The organism is Alkaliflexus imshenetskii DSM 15055 (genome assembly GCF_000517065.1).
Lineage (GTDB): Bacteria > Bacteroidota > Bacteroidia > Bacteroidales > Marinilabiliaceae > Alkaliflexus > Alkaliflexus imshenetskii.
In genome coordinates this window covers 2053908-2076454 of the sequence record NZ_KI912105.1, presented here as the reverse complement: position 1 = coordinate 2076454, position 22547 = coordinate 2053908, and the positions used below count along the sequence as shown (strand labels likewise).

Below are 22547 nucleotides of genomic sequence, written 5' to 3'. Positions count from 1 at the left end.
AATGAATCTCTTTAAAACTGTTGCCATTGCCACAGCTATTTTGTTTGCTTATCTGGCCTTTCAGATGTTTTTCATGTCGGCCGCATTCATAATTGACATTGGGCTTATGCCATCCGACACCACATTAATTCTTGCACGCCGTGTAGCAATGTTTATGATGGGTTTATCGGTGCTGATGTTTGCAACGCGTAATTTACCACATTCCGATGTGCGCCAGTTTATCTGTCTGGCAGCCGGACTTACTTTGTTTGGATTGGCCTGCGCGGGTTCTTATGAGTTTATCCGTGGAACAGTTAACAACTCGATTTTAATTGCCATAAGCATCGAAACCATATTATGGGTATCCTATGCAGTTATCTTATTCAGAAACAGAAACGTAAAACTCCAACCGAATTCACATTAACCCAACACAAGTTATGAAGCCTTTTTTATTAGCCCTAATTTTATTTATGGTGCTTGTTGGATGCCAAACATCCACCCAGTCTGAGCCCGCAATCTTTCAAACCATCTGCAATCCTGTCAATATCAGCTATCGGTTTTGCAGTGATGAGCCATCGCGCCGGGAAGCCGCTGACCCTACCGTGGTGTGGTTTCGCGACAGGTATTACCTGTTTGCATCCAAGTCTGGCGGCTATTGGCACTCAACAGATTTGGTGCAATGGACATTTATCGAAACAAATCAGATTCCCATCGAAGAATATGCCCCCACAGCAATTGTCTTGGATGACACACTCTTTTTTCTGGCCTCTTCCAACGACCTTAGTACCATTTACAAAAGCGCAAATCCGTTAAGTGGCGAGTGGTCAGTTGCTGTAGCTGAGCTGCAGCAACCTGTTTGGGATCCTGCTTTTTTCCTCGATGACGATGGCCGTCTCTATCTCTATTGGGGCTGTTCGGATGTCAATCCGATTTATGGTGTAGAAGTAGATTATCACAACAATTTTGCATTTATTGGAGAGCCAGTTGAACTTATGCACGCCAGGACAGAGATATATGGCTGGGAAGTGCCGGGTGACTACAATACGTTGATTAATCAGGCGCCATGGATTGAAGGCGCATGGGTGACCAGGCACAATGGTGTATATTATTTGCAATATTCTGGGCCGGGTACAGAATATAAGAGTTATGCCGACGGCGTGTATCAGGCCGAGAGCCCTCTGGGGCCGTTCACCATTCAGACGCATAATCCATTTGCATGGAAACCCGAAGGTTTTGCAGCGGGTGCAGGCCACGGAAGTTCTTTTCTGGATGCATATAACAACTTGTGGCAAATCGGAACCATCACCATCTCTCAGAAACAGATTTTTGAACGCCGCCTTGGTATCTATCCGGCTTTTTATGATGAGGAGGGAACGATGCACGCTGTCACGCGTTTTGGCGATTGGCCAATGATTGTGCCTACCAAAAAAATCGATGGTTTTGAAGATGTTTTCCCGGGATGGATGTTGCTCTCCTATGGCAAGGAGGTTCAGGTCTCTTCGTCTGTGGACTCATTACCTGCCAGCTATATCACCGATGAGGATATCCGCACCTATTGGGCTGCTGCCAGTGGCAATGCCGGAGAGTTTGCAATCATCGATTTGGGTGCACTGCACGATGTGTATGCCCTTCAACTCAATTTTGCTGAACATGAAACCAATATTTTTGGCCGGCAACCAGGACTTTATCACCGCTACACGGTGGCGAGTTCCACCGATGGGAAAAACTGGACGCTGTTGATTGATAAATCTGCGAACATGGTTGACAATACTCATGATTACATACAACTTCCAACAATGGTTACTTGCCGTTTTGTGAAGGTTAAGAACGTGGAAGTTCCTGATGGGCATTTTGCCTTGAGCGGGTTCCGCGTTTTTGGCAAGGGTTATGGCGTCGCTCCGGAAACGGTTGCTTCAGTCGATGCGGTTCGCAATCAGAATGACCGGCGCAGTGTATCACTTTCATGGGCAAAGGTGCCTGGTGCAACAGGTTACAATGTCCGCTTTGGCGTGGATGAATCGCGACTTTACCACAATTATCAGGTTTTGGATGACACTACCATCACCATTAACGCCTTGAACACGACACAAAAGTATTGCTTTGCTGTAGAAGCGTTCAACGAAAATGGAATTGCAGCGCTGGGCTCAGTTGTTTGGGTAGAGTAACGTATTAAAATCTCATCAATTTATATTTATGAATTCTCTGATTTTTAGTTTTAAAGGCAGGAAGACACTGTCATCTGCTCACAAATCATGGCTGTGGCTTGTAGCCGTTGTGAATCTTGGCTTTGCCACATTTGTATCTGTAAAGCACGGCTTTCAGCCCGATATGCTTATCAGCTATTCAGGTTTTATTGTCGGTTTATTTTCCCTGGTATTTGTGCTTTATGGTAAAAGTTTACGTGTAGAAAAGAGCTACATATCTGCCGATTCCAACATCATTCAGTTTAAAAACACATATAAAACGCCGGTATCTCTCCGTTGGCATGAAATTGCAGATGTGGTCATACACAAAACCAAAATCGAGTTTGTGAACAGCAGACAATTGGTGCATGTGTATGATATCTCAGTTTATCCCGAAGATGATGCGGACAGGATAAAGGCTGACATGAAGCTTTTTAGTCAATCCCTGCCCGGAAATAGGGTTTCATGTTTTGATGGCAGGTAACTCTACTCTTAAAATTTTAATTATTGGAGTATGGAATCGATGAAAGCAGTTGTTTATCAAAAAAGGAGTAAGCCTGACAGGCTCTGCTACTGCGATGTAGAAAAACCCCGGCCAAAAGCAGAGCAGGTGTTGGTGAAAATATACGCCTCTTCGATTAACGCGGCGGATTATCGTTCCTTCAAGATGGGCATCATCCCAAAGAATGGCATTTTTGGAGCTGATGTGGTTGGAGAAGTGGTTGAAGTTGGTTCCGACGTACAGGGATTTAAGTTAGGTGATGCCGTTATTTGTGAACTTGCCGACTCCGGATTTGGTGCTTTTGCTCAATATGTTGCGGTGAACGAAAAGCTTTTGATACATAAACCGACAGATCTTTCGTATGAATCATGCGCAGCTTTTCCGTTGGCTGCCATCACTGCTTTACAGGCCATCAGAAAGTCAGGAGATATTATACATGGGCACGATGTGCTGATAGTGGGCAGTGGCGGGGGCGTTGGCACTTTTGCTATTCAGCTTGCAAAATACTTTGGAGCTTCGGTTACGGCTGTTTGCAGCACTCAAAATGTGGCGCAGGCCAGTGCGCTTGGAGCAAATCGTGTCCTAGACTATACACGGGAAGATTTCTCCAATCACCAGCAGCGTTACGACAGGATTCTGGCCATAAATGGAAACCATCCGCTCACAACTTATAAGCGGCTGCTGAAACGTAGCGGTGCATGTGTTATGGTTGGAGGAAGCCTGACCCAAATCATGAAATTTTTGATTTTAGGCCGATTCATCTCATTGGGCTCACGAAAGTTGCTTAATGTATCTGCCAAATCAAATACGGATGATTTGCAATTTTTGGCTGAGCTTATGAATGAGGGACACATCAAACCGGTAATCGAGAAAATGTACCCTTTGTCACTGACTGCCGAGGCAATGCAGTATGCAGGGCTTGGGCATGCCCGGGGAAAAGTAGTGATAGCGATTACAGGTGATTAGTTGCCATAAAAACATTGAAAATGAACACGATGAATTGTCTGAATAATAATTGAAATCATGCAAACAATAAGAAAACCCTTTTTCCTCGTGCTGATAACTCTGTTTGCTTTGAGTTTTGGCAGTTGTAAAAAATCAGTATCCAAAGAGATATTTCACTCTCCGTTTCATCCGCGAATTGCGGCCTTTACATCTGGTTATATTTCTGCTTCAGGAAGTTTCCTGGTTGAGTTTAGCGACAGCGTGCCATCTGCCGTACCCGGCGCCGAGGCTCCTGCATCAATCGCTTCCCTGTCGCCAAAAGTTAGCGGAAAGTGGAATTGGGTGGATCACCGAACGTTGCGTTTTGTGCCTGCATCCCGACTGCCATCGGGTCAAAAGTGGCAGGTGACCATGCACCTTAATAAGATTTTCCCCGGCGAAAAGGACGATTTTCACTTTGGCGTTGCGACAATGGAGCAGAACTACAGAGTGATTCTAAACACCTTGCAGTCTGCTTCCGAAGGCGATTTTGATAATTACAAGTTATCAGGCAAACTGCTTGTTGCCGATGACATAACTTCTGCCGAAGCACGGCAGATTGTTTCCGTAACACTCAATGGTAAAGTGCTGCCTGTTACATGGCAACACCCGGATGGAAAAAACCACTATTTTGAAGTGGCACCAATCGAGAGGGGTACAGCCCAGGGAAATGTTGCCATTTCTCACTCAGGAAAGGCCATTGGCGCCAAAGGCGAAGGTGTGCTCTCACAAACCATACCTGCCAAAGGTGAGTTTTCGCTTTTAGCCGTGGAGTCGGAGCAACAGCCCCGGCAAGTGGTTAGGCTGGTGTTTAGTGATCCGCTTGACCGTCTTCAAAATCTTGAAGGGCTCATCTCCTTGTCAGATGTCAGCCGCTTCTCTTATGTGCTCAACGACAATGTAGTGGAGGTTTTTCCAGCGCTACCTGTTTATGGCGATTTTGAGGTTGTTGTAATGCCCGGCATACAGAACGCTCGCGGTGCCCGAATTGCTGAAGTACTGCGTCATCAGATCGCCTTTGCCAGCCTAAACCCGGCAGTGGAGTTTATTGGGCAGGGCAATATCCTTCCATTTTCCGATAACCTGATGATGCACTTTAAAGCGGTTGGTCTTAAAAAGATTATGGTGCGCATTATAAAGATATATGAAAACAATGTGCCTCATTTTTTACAAATCAATACCCTCGATGAAAGTACACAGCTAAAACGCGCGGGTCGGCTTGTGCACCAATCCATGCTGGCGCTCGACGAAGATCCAACGCTCGACCTGAACCGGTGGAACAGTTTCGCTCTTGAACTGTCGCGGTTTATTCAGCCTGATCCGGGAGCCATATATCGAATTGAGTTGGCTTTTGACCGCTCATGCTCGGTTTATCCTTGTGCGGAAGGTTCTGAAAATGAAACATCCGGAATGACGCTTGAGCGGATGGCCAACGACCAGGATTTCTGGGATCGTCCCGATGATTATTACAGTGAATATCCTTATTATTACGAACCGTGGGATTGGTATCAGCGCGACAACCCTTGCTCGGATGCTTATTACCGTCGTTCACGGTGGGTGAGTCGCAACGTGATGGCCTCCAATCTGGGCATCATTCTAAAATCTGGCACCACCGGTCAGCTTAAGGTTTTTGTTACGGACTTGCGCAGCACCGAGCCGGTGTCTGATGTCACCCTGGAAGTGCTCAACTTTCAGATGCAGCCCTTGGTGAGTGGAAAAACAGCCTCTGATGGAAGCGCCTCGTTTCAAGTAGATGGACGACCTTTTCTTCTGGTTGCGAAAAAAGATAAACAGCGTGGTTACTTACGCCTCGATGATGGCCGCTCCCTCTCGTTAAGCAGATTCGACGTGGCCGGACAGACCCTACGTGATGGTTTGAAGGGTTATATTTACGGCGAACGTGGCGTTTGGCGCCCGGGAGATTCCATCTTCATATCCTTTATACCGGAAGACAGGCAAAACCGCCTCCCGGCGAACCATCCAGCTGTTTTTGAGCTTATCAATCCTCGTGGTCAGCTGGTTGCGCGTCAGGTCGCGCGTCATCCGAATAACCGGCTCTACACCTTCCGTACGGCCACACAGGAGAGCGCTCCCACCGGTTTTTGGCTCGCTCGTGTATCTCTGGGCGATGCCGTTTTTGAGCAGAATATCCGTATTGAGACCATTAAGCCCAATCGTTTGCGCATTGAACTGGGTTTTGACGGTGAGACACTTTCAGCCCAAAAGCCCCTTCCGGTTAAGCTATTTGCGGAATGGTTACACGGCGCAACGGCATCAAACTTAAAAAGTCGTGTTACAGTTGGTCTTCAAACCATGAGAACGTCTTTTACCAACTTTCAGGGTTTCAGTTTTGATGATGCAACACGTCAGTTTGAGCCTTCTGAATCGATAGTGTTTGATGGCACGCTTGATGCAACCGGAAAGGCTGTTTTTAATGCATTGCCTTCGATGGAGCAACGAGCTCCGGGTTTTCTGCAGGCGGCATTCACCACCCGGGTTTTTGAGGAGGGTGGCTCATTCAGCATTGATCGTGTTGCGGTTCCATTCTCACCTTATGGTCGCTATGTGGGCATACGTGCCCCAAAAGGTGACCAAAACGGGATGCTGCTTACCGATGATACCCATCAGATTGAGGTTGCTACTGTGAGTGAGACAGGTGAACCTCTGTCGGTCAACAATCTGAGCTTTCAGATTTATAAGTTGAACTGGCGGTGGTGGTGGGATCGTTCCGAGGAGGATTTGGCCAGATATGTGAGTTCGGGTTCGGCCACATTGATTCAGTCAGGACGGCTTAACACCACTTCAGGAAAAGCCATGTTGCCATTTCGCATCGATCGTCCCGAGTGGGGACGATACTTGATTCGTGTGGTTGACGAAGCGGGAGGGCATTCGGCTTCTCAAACGGTTTTGGTTGATTGGCCCGGATGGGCTCAAAAACCGGGCGGGATAGATGCTGATGCTGCATCTGTTTTAACTTTTAATACCGATAAGCCTCAGTATAGTGTTGGAGAAAAAGCCACTGTCACTTTTCCTTCTGGTGATAAAGGGCGTGCTCTTATTAGTGTAGAGAATGGTTCTGGCGTTTTGCGTACGTGGTGGGTCTTTCCATCAAAGGGTTCTACCAGTTTTTCATTTGATGTAACAGAGGAAATGACGCCTAATATTTATTTGCATATCAGTCTTCTACAACCACATGGCTTTAAGGATAACGATTTGCCGGTGCGTATGTATGGTGTCATTCCTGTGATGGTTCATTCACCAGCTACTGTTCTGAGCCCTGTCATTAACACTGCTGCCGAATGGCGACCCGGACAACGCGTATCTGTTGAAGTTACTGAAAAATCAGGACTTGAGATGAGTTATACTCTGGCAGTTGTTGATGATGGTCTGTTGGGGCTTACCCGATTTCGTACACCCAACGCCTGGAATCACTTCAATGCCAGAGAGGCGCTTGGCGTAAAAACCTGGGATATATATGATTACGTGTTGGGTGCTTATGGCGGGCGTATTGAACGGCTGTTCAGCATTGGTGGCGACGATGAGCTGCTGGGAGCTGGTACCGACAATCAGGTTCGACGCTTCGAACCTATGGTGCGTTATTTAGGGCCCTTTGAGCTCAAACGGCGCGGAAAGAACCGTCATCAGATTGATGTTCCCAACTATTTTGGTTCGGTGCGCGTTATGGTAGTGGCTACTTCTGGAAAAGCTCACGGTGCCGCCGAAAAGGGTGTTACAGTGCGTCAGCCTTTAATGGTGTGGAGTGCCTTACCTCGTGTTCTGGGCCCTGTCGAGCGGGTCTCACTCCCTGTTACTGTTTTTGCCAGCGGCAGTGCGTTAGGTGAAGTTAAGGTAAAAGTAAATACTGGTAAAGGATTAACAGTTAATGGAAACAGAGAGCAAGTTGTACGTTTCGATAAAGATGGGGAAAAGACGATTTTCTTTGAATTAACTGCCGGTGAGTTTGTGGGTTCAGCCAGTGTGGAAGTTACCGCTGAAAATGGATCTGAGAAAGGTTCACATACAGTTAATTTACCTATTAGGAGCGCAAGTTCTCCGGTCACAAGAGTGGTCTCTGCTGTGATTCCTGCCGGAGCAAAATCCGAGCTCCCTTACAAACTCAACGGGATGATTGGAACCAATTCTGCTGTATTGGAGTTAAGTACTATTCAGCCAATAGATTTTGGTCGCCGACTTAAATACTTACTTGATTATCCACATGGTTGCATTGAGCAGATAACATCTGGTGCTTTCCCGCAACTTTATCTTCCGGATGTTTCTATGTTACAACCTGCAGAAATATCTAAAACACAGGAAAATGTAAGGAGTGTAATTGGTCGACTGGCGGCCTATCAAACACCCAATGGCGGTTTTGCCTATTGGCCGGGCGGGGCGCAACCCGATGCGTGGTCCACAAGTTATGCAGGCCATTTTATGCTCGAAGCTGAGAAGAAGGGCTATACTGTACCCCGAAACTTGAGGAATGCATGGATAAATCACCAAAAAACGGCTTCGTCGGCATGGGCGCCCGACCGCTCGGGACGTAACAGAGGTAGCGACTTGATACAAGCCTACAGGCTATACACCCTTGTGCTTGCCGGAGAAACGGACATGGCGGGTATGAATCGCCTGCGACAACAGCCCGGTATCAGCGGAGAGGTGCGCTGGCGCCTTGCTGCGGCGTATGCTCTGGCTGGCATCGGTGAGGTGGCGCGGGAGCTGACTACCGGAGCCCCTGAACAATCCACAGAATATAACTGGAACGGCACGTACGGTTCGCCTGAAAGGGATATGGCCATGATGCTCGAAACGCTAATCTTGCTCAACGACAGCGAACGGGCGGCCAGACTTGCCCAGCAGTTGTCTATCCGCATGAGAGCGGCTGACTGGATGAGTACGCAAACCACTGCCTATGCACTGATGGCACTGAGTCATTATGCTGCCGGACGCGCTGTCACCAGCAACAATGCCAGGGTTCAGATTGTGGTTAACAGCCAGACTCCTGAGCAGGTAACTTTTCAAAAGGCTATGTGGCAAAAGCCGCTGTTGCTTGAGAATCTGCCAGAAGGAAAAATTACGGTTGAGAATAAATCAGAGGGTGAAGTTTTTGCCAACCTGATACTTACAGGGCAACCCATGCTGGACACCGCGCACATATCGCAGACAGGAAGCCTTGGGATGCAGATTCGCTATTTTGATTTGGATAACAGACCAATCGATGTGTCCAAGCTAAAGCAAGGCACTGATTTCAAAGTGGTGGTTACGTTGAACAACTCATCCGCGGTTCCAATGCACAATTTGGCTCTCTCTCAGGTGTTTCCTTCAGGTTGGGAGGTTCGCAACCTTAGGTTTGAGGAGTCGGGACAGGCTCATGAGCTGGATCAACCTGATTATCGCGACATACGCGATGACAGGGTCTATTCTTATTTCACATTGCGTGCAGGGGAGCGAAAAAGATTGGTGACTGTTTTACATGCCTCTTATACAGGCAGGTTTTTTCTGCCACCTGTTTCTTGCGAAGCCATGTACGATTATTCCGTAAGAGCTTCCGAATCCGGAAGTTGGGTAGAGGTTGAACGTTAACGTGCGAGCTGCAGATGTCTGTGAAATTTATAGATATTCATACACATAAGGATTATACGCATTTCGATGTAATCCGGCTCTATAGTTTCAGGATGGTTCCGGAGCAGGCAGTTCAGCCTGTATCCGGGCCTTTTGCCTGTGGTGTTCATCCTTGGGATACAGACACACCGAATTTAAATGAACTGTTAATTCAACTGAACGACTATAATAATCTGCATGCCATAGGAGAATGTGGATTTGATAAGTATAGAGGAGGGGCTTTTGAAATACAGGAGCAAGCCTTCAGGTATCAGGTGAATCTGTCAGAGAGAAAACATAAGCCATTGATTATACATTGCATAGGTTATTATAATGAGTTAATAACTTTATATAAGCAGTTGCAACCAACACAAAAATGGATAGTTCATGGTTTTAATGCTCATCCAAACCTTGCGGTTCAACTGATTAATGCCGGAATTTATCTCTCGTTTGGAGTTGCAATGGCAAACCCTTTGGCAAAAGCAGCAGCTTCGATTAAGGTGGTTCCTCAAAACCGGTTATTCCTCGAAACCGATGAAGCAAATTGCTCAATTCAGGATGTGTATAAACTGGCAGCAAATCATAGAAATGAATCAGTGGAGACAATAAAGCACACAATATATAAAAGCTACATAAGTTTATTTGAATCATAAATGGATTGGTTAGAGCGTACAGATTTGCTGGTTGGAAGTCAGGGTTTGGAAAAGCTTCAAAAAGCGCATGTATTGGTTGCCGGTATGGGTGGGGTTGGTTCCTGGGCTGCTGAAATGCTCGTGCGTGCAGGCGTAGGTGAAATAACTCTTGTGGATGGCGATGACGTTAAACCTTCAAATAGAAATCGTCAATTGCCTGCCTTGAGCAGTACGCAATTTAAGGCAAAAGTTGAGGTGATGGCTAACAGGCTGCTGGATATCAATCCCGAATTGGTTCTTCATCCCATCAATTGTTTCATAACGGAACAGGAAATAATAGAGTTGTTACAAACGCCTTATGATTACGTGTTGGATGCCATTGATTCACTTACACCCAAAGTTTTGCTCATCGCATATACTCTACAGAAAGGTACACCGGTTATTTCATCGATGGGTGCTGGTGGAAAATTGGATCCGGCTCTGGTGCAGGTCGCAGATATTTCCAAATCTTATAACTGCAAGTTGGCCCGGATGGTGCGTAAACGATTGAATAAGTTTGATATTAAATCAGGCTTTCAAGTTGTATTCAGTCCCGAAATGGTGCAAAAGGAACACCTTCTTTTTGTGGATGATGAACCCAACAAGAAAACCACTGTAGGAACCATCAGTTACATGCCTGCTCTTTTCGGAATTATTGCTGCTTCTACAATTGTACGAAGTATCCTTTCAAAATAAAACCATTGCAATCTAAAGCAATTAGAGGTTAGAGTTCTTTTAGCCAGAGTGTGGATTCTATGCATATCCAAGAGTCAATCCTGACATATTTCAGAACAATTTTGCAACCACCCAATGTGTTAAAATTAAAAACATCTTGTAAAAAAATGTAGATTGTTTATATATTTGTATTAGTGTTGATGATACACTTAATCCAACTCCGTGCTCTTCATACTTTTGAATGATTGGATAGCCAAACATTTTTAACAATGTGATTTTCGGTTTTCTATTGGTACTCAAGGCACGTAAAGTATCTACACTGAATATGTAAAACAAATTCTATACAGATGAACACAAGTAAGCGCATTCTATTTTTTATGGGTTGCCTGTTCCTAAGTCTGACACTTTCAGCTTTCGGACAGAGCAACAAAACCCTGCCTCGCATATCAGTTGAGGGCAATCGTTTTGTTAATGATAAAGGTGAAACGATAATTTTTCAGGGAATTAACCTGGCTGACCCCGACCGGTTGGTTAAGGAAGGTCAATGGAAAAAAAATCTTTTTAAGGAAGCGCGTGACTGGGGTTCAAATATTGTGCGCCTTCCGGTGCATCCCAGTGCTTGGCGTTCACGAGGCACAGAGGATTATCTGCGACTGATCGATCAGGCCGTGGAGTGGGCTCGCGAGTACAACCTCTACCTGATTATCGATTGGCACTCCATCGGAAACCTGCGTACCGGTCTTTTTCAACACGAAATGTATAACACCACACTTAAAGAAACTATGGAGTTCTGGTATATTGTTGCACGTCGATATGCCAATGAGCCAATAGTTGCTCTTTATGAGGTGTTTAATGAGCCCACCACATTCTCAGACCAGCTCGGCACTCTTACCTGGGAGCAATGGAGCGAAATCGTCATCGACATCATTGCGGTAATCAGAGCCAACAGTCCTCATGCCATTCCGCTGGTAGCAGGATTTAACTGGGCATATGATTTAACTCCGTTGATGTATGCACCGCTAAAAATTCCCGGTATTGCTTATGTGAGTCATCCCTATCCGCAAAAGCGCAATCAGCCTTGGGTGCCTCAGTGGGAACGGGATTTTGGATTTGCTGCCGATAGTTATCCGGTGATTGCGACCGAAATAGGGTTTATGCAGGCTACGGATCGGGGCGCACACATTCCCTGTATCGGTGATGAAGAATATGGCCGTACACTGATGAAATATTTTAAGGATAAAGGCATTTCATGGGTAGCCTGGTGTTTTGATCCAGATTGGTCTCCACAGTTGATTCAGGATTGGAACTACACGCCTACACGTTCCGGAAAATTCTTTCGCGATGTGATGCTTGGTAAAGAGAAACTGTAATTAAAATGTAATAGTACCCCAACCCTCAAAGCCCGGGAATTTGTTCCCGGGCTTTTTTTACTGAATATAATAAAATTAGAGTTGCCTTTGAAAATAAAATGGTCGAAATTTAATCATACATTATCCTTAAGCCCTGTTGAATGAGATGAATATCAGATGGCAAATGTTCATGATACTAAGGGTAAAATGAAAACACTGAAATCCTATGAAGTACTGACCGAAGAGATTCGGACTCTTGAGCAGGAGTTGGCAAAAGTTATTGCATATAAACGCATTTTTGAAAGAGGGTGGCAAAGTGATGCCTATGGCATGGTGTTAATCGATGAGAAGGGCTTTATAATCGAAATTAACCATAAGGCGCAGCAATTGCTCTATGCCACCGATTACGGGCGATTTGACGGGGTGATACAAGATCTGCTGGTATCAACAGAGCGCGAAACCATGCGCAAAATGATATATGAAGTTGCCAACAATCAAGCGGTCTATGTAAATGCGGTACTATTTCATCTGTTGGACTTTCCCCACAGAGCCATTCAGGTTATTTTTGAACATGCCAGTGATATCAATGAAAGAAATGCCGCATTGTTAATGCTTAAGGATGTGTCCGAGTTGGATCGCTACCATCACGAACTTAAAAAAAACGAATACTTCCTTAACGAAGCACGCAAAATTATCAACTTCGGATACTATGTGCTTGACATTTCAAATGGAAACTGGAACAATTCCCACGGATTGAGCGAGATTTTTGGATTGCCTTCCGGCTATAAAAAAGATATTGAAGGTTGGTTTGCAATCATTCATCCAGACGACCGGATGATGATACAGGATTACTTCTATAATGAAATATTGACCGCCAAACAGCACTTCAACAAAAAATATCGCATAATTCGTATGAACGATAACCAGACCAGATGGATGCACGCAAAGGGGAAGCTTACATTTGGTTTGGATGGCATGCCGGATATAATGATTGGCACCATACAAGATATTACCGAAGAACTGCTTTTACACGAGGAGGTGAGTAAATCCAAAAGGCTCTATAAAGATTTAGTCGAAAACTCAAAGGATCTTATTTTTCAAATGGATGGTGATGGACGGTTTGTTTTTGTGAATCAGCAGTGGGTAAAAACCCTTGGATATGATATCAGTGAAATTTTGGGGCGAAAATACACTGAGCTTATGCCCCGGGAGCAGGCTATTAAAGATGCCATTTCTTTTTCGACGTTATTAAAACGAGGCGAAATTTATGGACATGAAGTCATCTTTCAACGCAAGGATGGCGTGCCGGTTCATCTCAAAGTAAACGCTAAAACATACCTCGACGAACAGGATACGGACCTTAGAATAAGGGGCACAGCTTATGATGTGAGCTGGAAGCGTTCCATTGAAGACCTGGCCAGACAGAAAACCGAGGAGCTCGACAACTTTTTTTCTCTTACGCTCGACATGTTGTCCATAACGGATAGTAAAGGTGTATTCACGCGTTTAAACCCTGAGTGGGAAAGGGTTTTGGGATACAGCCTGGATGAGTTACTCGGACGTAGATTTATGGATTTTGTTCATCCGGATGATATCAATATTACCACATTGGAACATAAAAAGTTGTTGGAGGGCAATTTTGTTGTTTCCTTCATCAACCGCTACCGATGCAAAGATGGCTCATACAAATACATCGAATGGCGCTCGGCACCGTTTGGCGACTTATTTTTTGGCGCCGCCAGAGATGTAACTTCCCATATTGAGATGGAGAACTCTTTACGCCAGCTAAATGCCGAATTGCAGGAGATAAACTCACAAAAGGACCGGTTTCTCTACATTATTGCCCATGACTTGCGCAACCCCCTCGGCAACCTTATCGGTATTCTTGAGTTGCTAAGCACTCAATTTCATAGCAATACCAACGATGAGAATTTCTATCTCGTATCCATTCTCAATAATAATGCGCATGCCCTTTTCGAGCTTATTGAAAACCTTCTGAACTGGGCGTTGTCGCAAACCGGAAAGATGAAATACTTCCCTTCTGTGTTGCCAGTTAAGCCATCGGTAGAAAAAGCCATAAGCCAGGTGAAGCCCCTTGCCGCCAACAAAAACATCAATATCAGCGCACAGGTGTCTGATTCGGCTTATGTTTGGGCCGATGAAATCATGTTGAATACGGTCTTACGCAATCTTGTCTCCAACGCCATTAAGTTCTCCTATCCAAACAGTGAAATTATTGTAGCAACCCACTCTGATGCCTCCCATACCATTATCAGCGTGAAGGATAATGGAGTGGGCATCCGTAAGGAAGTGCTCGATGGACTTTTTTTTGTTGACAGCACATCATCTACACAGGGCACAGCAGGTGAAGCAGGCACCGGTTTTGGCCTCCCATTGTGTTATCAGCTTACGAAAATGCAAAACGGTCAAATCTGGGTCGAAAGTGAAGTGGGGAAGGGCAGTACTTTTTTTATCAAATTGCCGTTAAATGCCAAAAGTTTGTGAGAAAACGGTCTTTTCTTATATCTTAGCATTTTAATTGCTTTTGACAAATTGCTTTTACCTGTGTTTCAGCACAACTGCAATTCTTCAACACTTTACTCTTGTCATGCGCGTTTTATATGGAAAAAAGTAAGACTTTGCACGTGGTCTCATTTACGGTACCCTGGCCGGCCAATTATGGCGGTGCCATTGATTTGTTTTACAAAATCAAAGCGCTTCATGAGTCTGGTGTGAACATTATACTGCACTGTTTTCTCTACAGCAGGGAAGAAGCGCCCATTATGAAACAGTATTGTTCAAAGGTTTATTATTACCGGCGAAGAATGGGGTTTGTCAGCCAGCTCTCAACACTGCCATATATTATTCAAAGCAGGCATTCGCGACAGCTACTCAATACACTTACAAAGGATGATTACCCCATCCTATTTGAGGGAACGCATTCCACCGCATGGCTTAACCATCCATCCTTAAAAGGTCGCACCGTGTGGGTGAGAGCCCACAACGTGGAATACCACTATTACAGTTCCCTTGCAAATGTGGAAAAGTCATGGCAAAAGAAGCTCTTTTATATTGTGGAAGCGGCGCGTCTTAAGCGTTATGAACGTTCACTCTCATCTGCAACGGGTATTATGGCCATCTCGGGCAGCGATGCAGCGTTTTGGAAGGATATCAATTCAAACACTCAACTTGTAACAGCATTTCATGGGCACACTGAGCTGTCGGTTGTTCCCGGTAAGGGTGACTACGTAATGTATCATGGCGATTTATCGGTATCGGAAAATGTAAACGCAGCTGAGGCGATGCTGAAATTGTGCATGCGACTTCAGGTTCCGCTTATTATTGCTGGCAAAAAGCCATCTTATGATCTGGCCCGAAGAGTGTTGGAGACGCCTTATTGTCAGCTGGTAAGTAATCCAGACGACGCCAAAATGTTGGATCTGATTCACAACGCATCGGCCATTGTGCTTCCTGCTAAGCAAACCACCGGTTTACGGCTCAAGTTGCTGGTTTCGTTGTTTGCCGGCAGGCACTGTATTGCTTCTCCCGAAATGGTTAAAAATACGGGATTGGAGTCAATGTGCGTTATTGCATCTACCGAGGAGGAGTGGGCCACCACTGTTTCGGAATACCTTCATAAACCCATAGAACAGGAAGACATTGACCAGAGGTGGGAGATGGTTGCACCTTTTCTTGACAGCTTTAACGCCCAGAAGATTATCCGTTTGATATGGCCCGAATAAGGGTTAAGTGCCGACTTGCTAAAACAGATATCTTAATTTGAGGCGAATGCCTTATGCGGTTTCGCGTTTGGTATTTTTATTCTCTTTTATTGTTTCGGTGCTAAAATCAAAATAATCAAACTTTTCGAATACCCAGCTGTAGCCAACTCCTAGTCCTGTCTCGAACACAAAGTCTTTACCGATGTGGCGTCCGCGGCCGTAAAATGGAATCAGGTGGATTGCTTGATGGGTATCTGCTTTTTTCATTTTTTGCCAATGGTGTTACCGTGTTAATAATATTGGCTATATCTTAAAAGCAGCAAAACCATCGGATTGCCGATGGTTTTGTTGCTTTTAACTTACCCTTAAAATTTTGAGTCAGATGGGTCTGCATAGAGAATTCTGATTAGATAACGCCAAGCTCTTTGCCAATTTTAATAAAGGCATCAATGGCTTTGTCAAGCTGTTCTTTTTCGTGCGCTGCCGACAACTGAATACGTATCCGTGCTTGTCCTTTGGGCACTACCGGATAATAAAATCCTATGACGTAAATGTTCTCTTCGAGTAAACGCGCAGCAAACGATTGTGACAGTTTTGCATCGTACAACATCAATGCAATTATGGCCGAATTGGATGGTTTGATGGTGAAACCGGCAGCTTCAATTTTCGCTTTGAAATAAGCCGCGTTATCCATGAGTTTGTCGCGCAAAGCAGTGCTTTCTTCAAGCATTTTGAACACTTCGAGTCCGGCGCCTGCAATGGCCGGTGCCAGAGAGTTGCTAAACAGGTATGGGCGGGAGCGCTGGCGTAGCATCTCAATGATCTCTTTTTTACCGGTAGTATATCCACCCATGGCGCCGCCAAGCGCTTTGCCGAGGGTCCCTGTGATGATGTCAACGCGTTCCATTACATCGTGGTGTTCATGCGTTCCACGGCCTGTCTTGCCAATAAAACCTGCTGCATGGCTGTCGTCCACCATCACAAGCGCGTCATATTGTTCGGCCAAATCGCAGATGGTCTTTAATGGAGCAATGTCACCATCCATGCTGAAAACACCATCTGTTACGATGATTCGGAAACGCTGCGCCTGTGCGGCTTTAAGTTTCTCTTCCAAATCGATCATGTCCGCGTGCTTATAACGGTAACGCGCTGCCTTGCACAAACGCACACCATCGATAATACTGGCATGATTAAGCTCATCGGATATGATGGCATCTTCTTCTGAAAAAAGTGGCTCAAAAACGCCGCCATTGGCATCAAAACAGGCAGCATATAAGATGGTATCTTCCATGCCAAAAAAGCGCGCTATGGATGCCTCCAACTCCTTATGAATGTCCTGCGTGCCACAAATAAAACGTACCGATGACATGCCGTAACCATGTGTTTGCAATGCACGTGAGGCTGCATCAATTATCCTCGGATGCGCTGAAAGCCCCAGATAGTTGTTGGCACAAAAGTTCAGCGATTTTCCTGATCCGGCCACATCAATTTCAGCTCCCTGAGGCGAGGTGATGATGCGTTCAGTTTTAAACAGGCCTGATTCTTCAATGGTTTCCAGTTCTTTTTGGAGATGTTTCCTAAATGATTTATACATGACGATTATAAGGTTGAATTTTTTATTGCTTACAAGCAAAGCGAAGCAGCTTCAGAAAGCAAATTTATCCAAACATACACAATTTGTAAATGACAGAAAACATGGAATTGCAAAGCATTTGCATCCAAGCATCACTTTTGACCCGATAAGAATGTGTGATAAATGATTGAGGTGAGAAACTCCGGAGAGGTAAATAAAAAAGCTCCTCAGGTAGGACTTGAACCTACGACCTACGGATTAACAGTCCGCCGCTCTAACCAACTGAGCTACTGAGGAGTATGAAAATCAGTCTTGTTTGTTTCAGATTCGCTTTTGAATCTGCCAAAATCGTTCATTAGGATGTTTTGGGGAGCTCCTCAGGTAGGACTTGAACCTACGACCTACGGATTAACAGTCCGCCGCTCTAACCAACTGAGCTACTGAGGAATTTTTTGTTGCAAATTGTTGTAAACGTCCAAAAACCATTGAAACCGGCTACAATTCTCAATTGCCCTGCAAAACTATATCCTTTCATTTAATTATGCAACTCATTTTGCGAAAAAATTTTCATCTTTGCAGTCTGAAATTTGACAAACAGCAAATTATGAGAAGAGTATTGGGAATGGGTAATGCCCTGGTGGATGTGTTGATGCGGCTCGAAAGTGATCAGGTGTTAAATGAGTTGGCACTGCCAAAGGGGAGTATGCAGCTTGTTGACAGTGACACGGCTCGAAAAGTGTTTGATGTGGCCGGAAAAAACGGGAGCAGCAAGGCATCCGGTGGTTCTGCAGCCAATACCATTCATGCACTGGCAAATCTGGGCGTGAATACCGGTTTTTTTGGTAAAGTGGGACGCGATGAGTGGGGTGCCTTTTTCCGCAACGACATGCAACGCAAAAACATCTCACCGATGTTGTTGTTGAGCGATAATGAATCGGGACGGGCTATGGCTCTGATTTCTCCCGACTCGGAACGCACGTTTGCTACTTGTCTGGGTGCGGCAGTAGAATTATCTGCCAACGATATACCCGAGGATCTTTTTCATGGATATGCTTACTTTCATGTGGAGGGCTATCTGGTACAAAATCAGGAGCTTATTCGTGAGGCTTTGAAAAAGGCTAAAGCGCAGGGATTAAAAGTTTCTCTTGATTTGGCCAGTTACAATGTGGTGACCGATAACCTCGATTTTTTGCGCAGTGTGGTCAACGATTACGTGGATATTCTCTTTGCCAACGAAGAGGAAGCCCGCGCTTTTACGCAAGGTCTGGAAGGGCATGAGGCCTTGGAATGGATGGGTAACCTGTGCGAAACAGCGGTGTTGAAGCTGGGTGAAAAAGGCTCAATGATAAAGCATATTGACACGGTGGTTAAAGTTGGTATTCTACCTGCTTCACCTGTTGACACCACCGGTGCCGGCGATTTGTATGCTGCCGGATTTTTATATGGATTGATTCATGCCTTGCCTCTTGAACATTGCGGACAAATTGGCGCCATGCTATCGGCCAATGTGATTGAAGTAATTGGCCCCAAAATGGACGAAGCGCGCTGGGAAGCCATTCGTGCTGAAATTGAAAGGCTCAACAACTAAGTTTTTAGGACACTCATCAAAATATTGCAGAAAGTGCGCAAAGCGTGTTTTTACGAACAGCTCTTTGCGCACTTTCTTGTTTATAATTCTCTATGTGAATAATTAGATTTCAATCATAGAGTAGAAGTAGCAATGTTCATGACAGAATCACATCAAACCTGTTAAAGATTAATTCGTTGCACATTGTTTCGTCTCTCAATATCTATCCATCTTCTATCTACAAATCTTACAACTAATCATCTTAAATCTAATCATCTTACATCTAATCCTCTGGATTATTTAAATGTCACGTCAAACTTCAAGTCGAAGTTGTCATAGATGAGGTTGTCACCGAGGTTTGAGAAAAAGCTTCCGGAGCCATATCGTACGTTGAATTTTGAACGGTCAACAATTATTGTCCCGGTGAATCGTGCAGCACCTCCGGATATTGCTCTCTCGGCCTGGAAGGTGATGGGATGTGTTTGATCCTTTATGGTAAGGTTGCCGCTAAACTCAAAATTGTTACCTGTGGTTTGTTTTGCCGAACGGATGACGAGCCTTGATTTTGGGTATGTATCCACGCCAAAGAAATCATCGGAACGCAAGTGACCTGCCAATTGCGCATTGGTGCGTGCGTCTTTTATATCTTCTACTGTCAAAGATTGCATATCTACTACAAACTCACCACCACTGTAGCTGTTGTCACGTTGTATCAGGCTGCCCGATTCAAAACTGATGTTGCCATAGTGGCTTCCGGCTACTTTGCGTCCGGTCCATTGTATGGTGCTGTTCTGTACATCAAGATTAAGTGTTTGGGCATTTGCTGCTGGCAATGCCATTAGTGCGATAAGTATAAATGCGGTTGTTTTCATGATATTTACATTAAATGAATAAATAAGACAAAAACATCTGAATAGGCAAATTGTTCACTCAGACGAAGTAATTGTTAAACATTTCAGAAGAGGCCTTCAATATCACCATCAATGCCATTGTCTCTTGTACGGTCATTGGTCTGACGGAAATTGCGGAAACGATATGTAAGAGAGAGGGTTATAACTTGTGACTCCCGAGTAAACCCGCGCCGCTGGCTAAAGGCATCATCTGTACTTCCCCAAGCGCGGTGGTGGATGGCGCGAGGTAACCTCTTCCCAAATAGTTGTTTTCAGAGATGATCTGTATGTTTTTCCACTTCTCGGTATAACCGATGTATCCTATTCGCATCAGATAATTGCCCGATGAGCCGGTGTGAATCTCGAAACGACCATATTGGTTGGTTAGTCCTCCGGTTACCAAAAGGCTGTCTGATGGCTGAATAAGTGCTATTTGTGCAAATTCGATAGGTTGCCTGGTTGATTGGTCATAAATTGTACCGGTAATGGTGTTTTGGCTCAGTGCCAAAGCGGAAACCATGATTTGAAAAGCCAGTAGTTTTACTCTTAGTAAGTTGAATAACATTACAATATCGTTAGTTAACAAACATCTATATTGAACTAACGAAGGGGTGCACCGAAAGTTTACTAAACGAAGTTAAAGTAATGTTAATGAGCTTTGTTACACTTTTCGGGTGGTGGTAAAATAGACCAGCTCGCGCAGCGACTCGCGAGCGTCTGATTCGGGGTATGTATCAAGGATGTTTAGTGCTTTGTCGCGGTACTCAATCATTTTTAGCCGGGCATATTCAATGCCTCCGCGCTCTTTCACCATATGCATAATAGGCGCAATTTTTCGCTCATTTTTATGATGTCGCTTGATGGTACGCAGTATCTCCCTTTTTTCGCCATTCTGCATCTGGTTGAGCACATGAATGAGCGGCAGGGTTATCTTTTTTTCCTTTAGGTCGTTACCGGTGGGTTTGCCGGCCAGATTGGTTTTTTCGTAGTCTAACAGGTCGTCGCGAATCTGAAAAGCCATGCCCAAATAGGTGCCGAACTGTTGCATTTTTTCCAGTTGAGACTCGGTGGCATTTACGGAATAGGCGCCGGCCTTGGTACAGGCTGCAATGAGGGTGGCCGTCTTCATGCGTATCACATCGTAATACACCTCTTCGGTGATGTTGAGCTGGCGCGATTTTTCAATCTGTAACAATTCGCCTTCGCTCATCTCCTTTACTGCATCTGAAACCACTTCGAGCACGCCTATTTGTTTTGTTTTCAGTGCACTGATAAGGCCCACGGAGAGGAAATAGTCACCAACGAGCACCGCAATCTTTGACCGCCACAACGCGTTGATTGAAAAAAAACCGCGACGTTGATAAGTCTCGTCCACCACGTCGTCGTGAATCAGTGTGGCAGTATGCAGCAGTTCAATGAGACCTGCTGCAGTATAACTTGCGTCAGTGATATTACCATTCAGTTTTGCAGCCAGAAACACCAGCATCGGACGCATCTGTTTTCCCTTGCGTCGCAACACATAGTTTGTAATGATCGTTAGTAAGGGGATGCGGGAATTGAGTTGCGTCTTAAAGTAACGCTCAAACTCCTTCATCTCCTTTTCTATGGGGGCCTTAATTTTGGAAGATATACTCATTGATTGATCCTAACAAAAGTCAAAAATAGCAATTTATAAGGTAATTAACTTTCTCTTTTATATAAATTCTTCGTTTGTCGGGGTTTGTGATTGTTTTAATTGAAGCCATTCCTTCAAAGGCTGCCCGACTGTACATTTTTGTTGGAATCACATCTAAATATGTAAATATTTGCAGAATGTAGATATTTGTATGGTTCTTTTATCTATCTTTGCACCACACTCTAAATCATGACCATTGTTATCAATACGATACCGGTCAATGCCAATGTGGTTAACCTAAAATTAGAACCAATCATGCAACCAATTGTTTACGACATGAAGATAAAAGACCTGGATCCGGTTGTTTTGGAGAAGGCTGCAAGTATGCTTAAGGCCATTGCGCACCCAATGCGTATTGCAATTCTTTCGCATCTTGAAGATGGCAGAAAAATGACGGTGACCGAAATCCATAACCTGCTGAAAATTGAACAGAGTACTGCGTCCCATCACTTGGGTATTTTAAAGGATAAAGGGGTGCTCAGTTCGCAACGCGATGGAAAAAACACCTTCTATTTTCTGAAACATGACAGTTTGCGAAACATCATTGATTGTGTAAGCAAATGCTCAGCAGGATGATTGTATTGGTATCAGGTGAAGTTGAATTATAATCAGTTGAAGAGAGAGAAATGTCAAAAATAAGACTTACCAAGGAGTTTCGTTTCGAGATGGCTCACGCCCTGTGGAATTATGACGGGCTTTGTAAAAATATTCACGGACACTCCTATATTCTGCAAGTTACCGTTATTGGAACGCCCATTACCGACGTCGACAATGTGAAGCTCGGAATGGTGATGGATTTTGGCGATCTTAAAGAGATTGTGAACCGCGAAATTGTGCAGAAACTGGATCATGCCATCGTGCTGAGCAATCGCGTACCGGAAGCCCAGCTCAGGCAATTGGAACAGATGACAGAGCGCTATTTTATCCTCGATTATCAGCCCACCTGCGAAAATATGCTCATCGATTTTGCGCAACGATTGCAACATAACCTGCCCCCTTATGTCGAACTTTTCAGTCTTAAACTGAACGAAACGGCCAACTCTTTTGCCGAGTGGTATGCCGATGACAACAGATGAATTTGGTCTGATTGGCTTTTCACTCAATTGCAGGTTTAGCGAACTCACCAATAATATAAAAAGGCACAAGGTTGCGGTTATTCCCGCTTCTCCTTGTGCCTTT

General features: G+C 44.8%; 18 protein-coding genes and 2 tRNA genes. 13 read left to right on the top strand and 7 right to left on the bottom strand.

The features are described 5' to 3' along the window. Position 1 precedes the first annotated feature (1 nt). From ALKIM_RS0108655 to ALKIM_RS0108605, 10 genes are all read left to right on the top strand, one after another. Complete coding sequence (locus ALKIM_RS0108655) at positions 2-403, top strand: hypothetical protein (protein WP_026474284.1); 402 nt, start codon at positions 2-4, stop codon at positions 401-403. 13 nt (positions 404-416) lie between these two features. After that, the gene (locus ALKIM_RS0108650; protein WP_026474283.1) at positions 417-2144 is read left to right on the top strand and encodes a family 43 glycosylhydrolase; all 1728 of its coding nucleotides are present in this window, start codon (positions 417-419) and stop codon (positions 2142-2144) included. A 28-nt stretch (positions 2145-2172) separates the two neighbouring features. Beyond that, on the top strand, positions 2173-2646 hold the full coding sequence (locus ALKIM_RS0108645; protein ID WP_026474282.1) for a hypothetical protein: 474 nt from the start codon (positions 2173-2175) through the stop codon (positions 2644-2646). 30 nt (positions 2647-2676) lie between these two features. Next, entirely contained in the window at positions 2677-3630 is a 954-nt protein-coding gene (locus tag ALKIM_RS0108640) for an NAD(P)-dependent alcohol dehydrogenase (protein WP_218916691.1), read from the top strand. A 57-nt stretch (positions 3631-3687) separates the two neighbouring features. Further along, a complete protein-coding gene (locus ALKIM_RS0108635) occupies positions 3688-9228 on the top strand; it encodes an alpha-2-macroglobulin (RefSeq protein ID WP_044117838.1) in 5541 nt (1846 codons plus the stop codon). Positions 9229-9242: 14 nt separating this feature from the next. After that, complete coding sequence (locus tag ALKIM_RS0108630) at positions 9243-9899, top strand: TatD family hydrolase (protein WP_026474279.1); 657 nt, start codon at positions 9243-9245, stop codon at positions 9897-9899. Continuing rightward, positions 9900-10613: a tRNA threonylcarbamoyladenosine dehydratase gene (locus tag ALKIM_RS0108625; RefSeq protein WP_026474278.1), complete on the top strand. Its 714-nt coding sequence runs from the start codon at positions 9900-9902 to the stop codon at positions 10611-10613. 326 nt (positions 10614-10939) lie between these two features. After that, a complete protein-coding gene (locus tag ALKIM_RS18090; RefSeq protein ID WP_084555843.1) occupies positions 10940-11962 on the top strand; it encodes a glycoside hydrolase family 5 protein in 1023 nt (340 codons plus the stop codon). Between the two features lie 186 nt (positions 11963-12148). Then, complete coding sequence (locus ALKIM_RS0108610; protein WP_162148808.1) at positions 12149-14446, top strand: PAS domain S-box protein; 2298 nt, start codon at positions 12149-12151, stop codon at positions 14444-14446. A gap of 116 nt (positions 14447-14562) precedes the next feature. Further along, positions 14563-15684, top strand: coding sequence for a glycosyltransferase (locus ALKIM_RS0108605; protein WP_044117836.1), 1122 nt, complete (start codon positions 14563-14565; stop codon positions 15682-15684). Positions 15685-15735: 51 nt separating this feature from the next. Here ALKIM_RS0108605 and ALKIM_RS0108600 read toward each other — a convergent pair whose 3' ends face one another. The 4 genes from ALKIM_RS0108600 to ALKIM_RS0108580 all read right to left on the bottom strand — a co-directional run bounded on the left by ALKIM_RS0108600 (position 15736) and on the right by ALKIM_RS0108580 (position 17683). Further along, positions 15736-15930, bottom strand: coding sequence for a hypothetical protein (locus ALKIM_RS0108600; RefSeq protein WP_026474275.1), 195 nt, complete (start codon positions 15928-15930; stop codon positions 15736-15738). A gap of 139 nt (positions 15931-16069) precedes the next feature. Next, positions 16070-17257, bottom strand: coding sequence for a glycine C-acetyltransferase (kbl, locus tag ALKIM_RS0108595; RefSeq protein WP_026474274.1), 1188 nt, complete (start codon positions 17255-17257; stop codon positions 16070-16072). Positions 17258-17459: 202 nt separating this feature from the next. Continuing rightward, positions 17460-17533: transfer RNA gene (locus tag ALKIM_RS0108585), tRNA-Asn, on the bottom strand. Between the two features lie 76 nt (positions 17534-17609). Next, positions 17610-17683, bottom strand: a tRNA-Asn gene (locus ALKIM_RS0108580). Positions 17684-17840: 157 nt separating this feature from the next. Here ALKIM_RS0108580 and ALKIM_RS0108575 point away from each other — a divergent pair. After that, positions 17841-18824, top strand: a complete 984-nt coding sequence (locus tag ALKIM_RS0108575) for an adenosine kinase (RefSeq protein WP_026474273.1) — start codon at positions 17841-17843, stop codon at positions 18822-18824. Positions 18825-19099: 275 nt separating this feature from the next. On the opposite strand, the gene ALKIM_RS0108570 is transcribed toward ALKIM_RS0108575, so the two are convergent. The 3 genes from ALKIM_RS0108570 to ALKIM_RS0108560 form a co-directional block, all read right to left on the bottom strand. Next, positions 19100-19675, bottom strand: coding sequence for a YceI family protein (locus ALKIM_RS0108570; protein ID WP_026474272.1), 576 nt, complete (start codon positions 19673-19675; stop codon positions 19100-19102). A gap of 178 nt (positions 19676-19853) precedes the next feature. Then, on the bottom strand, positions 19854-20258 hold the full coding sequence (locus ALKIM_RS0108565) for a carboxypeptidase-like regulatory domain-containing protein (protein ID WP_026474271.1): 405 nt from the start codon (positions 20256-20258) through the stop codon (positions 19854-19856). Positions 20259-20354: 96 nt separating this feature from the next. Continuing rightward, on the bottom strand, positions 20355-21329 hold the full coding sequence (locus tag ALKIM_RS0108560; RefSeq protein WP_026474270.1) for a polyprenyl synthetase family protein: 975 nt from the start codon (positions 21327-21329) through the stop codon (positions 20355-20357). A gap of 294 nt (positions 21330-21623) precedes the next feature. Between ALKIM_RS0108560 and ALKIM_RS0108555 the strand changes: the two genes are divergently transcribed. Beyond that, complete coding sequence (locus ALKIM_RS0108555; protein ID WP_084555955.1) at positions 21624-21944, top strand: ArsR/SmtB family transcription factor; 321 nt, start codon at positions 21624-21626, stop codon at positions 21942-21944. 50 nt (positions 21945-21994) lie between these two features. Continuing rightward, the gene (locus ALKIM_RS0108550; RefSeq protein WP_026474268.1) at positions 21995-22444 is read left to right on the top strand and encodes a 6-pyruvoyl trahydropterin synthase family protein; all 450 of its coding nucleotides are present in this window, start codon (positions 21995-21997) and stop codon (positions 22442-22444) included. Positions 22445-22547: the final 103 nt, after the last annotated feature.